We start from the raw sequence: 2,029 nt of genomic DNA, 5'->3' as shown, positions 1-2,029 counted from the left end.
GCGAGACGATGGTCTGCAGCGCCATCACGATGCTGGCGGCCGCCACGACGGGGTCAACCGCGCGGTGCGGCATGGCGCCATGGCCACCCACGCCGGTCAGCGTGACGGTTGCGTAGTCCGAAGACGCCATGGCCGCGCCTTCGCGCAGCACCAGCCGGCCCTGCGGCACGCCGGGCATGTTGTGCATGGCGAAGATCGCGTCGCAGGGGTATTTTTCAAACAGGCCGTCGTCCATCATGCGCAGAGCGCCGCCGCCGCCTTCTTCGGCCGGCTGGAAGATCAGGTTCAGCGTGCCGGAGAAGTCCCCCTGCTGTGCGAGGTGCTGGGCGGCGGCCAGCAGCATGGCCGTGTGGCCGTCATGGCCGCAGGCGTGCATCACGCCCTCGTGGCAACTGGCGTGCGGCAGGCCGGTGGCCTCGTGAATCGGCAAGGCGTCCATGTCGGCACGCAACCCGAGCTGGCGCTGGCCGCTGCCGCGCACCAGCCGCCCCACCACGCCGGTGCCGCCCAGGCCGCGCTCGACCGCGTAGCCCCAGCCTTGCAGTTTCTCGGCCACCAGGGCCGAGGTGCGGTGCTCGTCGAACGCCAGTTCTGGATGGCGGTGGATGTCGTGCCGCAGGCTGATGAACGCATCGGCTTGCGCGTGAAGTTCTTCAAGAAGCGTGTGCATGGGCAAGTCTCAATGCGGTTCACTGCGGCTGCAGGTTGATCGACTTGGCGATGGCGCGATAGCGCGTGGTCTCGGCCTCGAAGAACTTGCTTGACTCGGCCAGCGACATCGGCGGGGATGCCAGCTGCGTTTGCGCGGCCAGTTGCGAGCGCACCGAAGGGTCCTGCAGCGATGCGCCGATGGCCTTGTGCAGCCGCTGCACCACGGGTTCAGGCGTGTTCCTGGGCACCATCAGGCCGCTCCAGATCTTGTACGAGAAATTCTTCAGCTCCTTGCCTTCGCTGGCGGTCGGAACGTTCTTCAGCAACTCGGACCGCTGCGCGCCGAGCTGGCCGATCACCTTGAGCCGGCCCTGCTCGGCCAGCGCGCCCATGCCGGCGCTGTACACCAGCACGGCGAAGTCGACCTGCCCGCCGCCGATGTCCTGCAGCAAGGGCGCATTGCCCTTGTAGGGCGCGTGCGTCAGGGTGACGCCGGTGACTTGCTGCACGTTTTCGAGGATCAGGTGGTACAGCGAGCCGATGCCCACGCTGCCGTAGGTCAGCGGCTTGTCGCGCGACTTGCGCGCCAGCGCGATCAGTTCGTCGACATTGCTGACCGGCAAGTCCTTGCGCACGACGAACACCATCACCGCTTCGGCCACCGGGTGGACGAGACGGAAGTCCTCTGCCTTGAATTTGACAGCCGCATTGGCCAGCGCCGACAGGATCACCTCGTTGGGCGAACCCTGGAACAGGTAATAGCCGTCGGCGGGCGCCGCCAGCACTTTCTGCGCAGCCAGCGCGCCGCTGACGCCGCCCAGGTTTTCCACGATGACCGACTGGCCCAGCTCCTTGCCCAGCGGCACGGTGAAGATGCGCGCGATCGAATCGGATGGGCCGCCCGCCGGGTAGGGCACCATCAGGTTGACCGGTTTGGTCGGGTAGGTCTGGGCGAGGGCGACGCCGGTGGCCAGCAGCAGGCCGGCCAGCAGGGCGCTGAATGTCTTGAATGCGTTCATGGGATGTCTCCTTGGAATAGGTATGTAGTGATGCGCGTCATGGATGCTAGGGAGTCCGAATAAATGTGTCCAATGCATTATTTTTCTGATTACTATTCATTTAACTCATTCACTGCGTGGCGATCATCCATCATGAACCTCCGACACCTGGAACACCTGCTGGCCGTGGCCGACACTGGCTCTTTCAGCCGCGCCGCCGAGCAGCAGCACCTCACCCAGTCGGCCCTGAGCCGCAGCATCCAGACCCTGGAAGATGACCTGGGCGCGCGCCTGATCGACCGCACGGGAAAGCGCAATGAGCTCACGCCGCTGGGCCAGGCCGTGGCGGTGCGCGCCCGGCGCATGGTGTTCGAGGCGGC

3 protein-coding genes are annotated in these 2,029 nt (G+C 65.9%); 1 reads left to right on the top strand and 2 read right to left on the bottom strand.

Annotated features, from left to right (window positions below; genetic code table 11):
• Both IV091_RS12390 and IV091_RS12385 read right to left on the bottom strand, forming a co-directional pair.
• Window positions 1–670, bottom strand: a 670-nt coding sequence (locus IV091_RS12390; protein WP_293469145.1) for an amidohydrolase, incomplete at its 3' end; no start/stop codon positions are given.
• A gap of 19 nt (window positions 671–689) precedes the next feature.
• Window positions 690–1,670, bottom strand: a complete 981-nt coding sequence (locus IV091_RS12385; RefSeq protein ID WP_293469143.1) for a tripartite tricarboxylate transporter substrate binding protein — start codon at window positions 1,668–1,670, stop codon at window positions 690–692.
• 132 nt (window positions 1,671–1,802) lie between these two features.
• Here IV091_RS12385 and IV091_RS12380 point away from each other — a divergent pair.
• Window positions 1,803–2,029 (top strand): LysR family transcriptional regulator (locus IV091_RS12380; RefSeq protein ID WP_293469141.1); only part of this gene is annotated, 227 nt, incomplete at its 3' end.

The organism is Polaromonas sp. (assembly GCF_018780625.1).
Classification (GTDB): Bacteria; Pseudomonadota; Gammaproteobacteria; order Burkholderiales; family Burkholderiaceae_C; genus Polaromonas.
The sequence above is the reverse complement of the archived record's forward strand: the minus strand, read 5'-3'. Positions and strand labels throughout refer to the sequence as shown.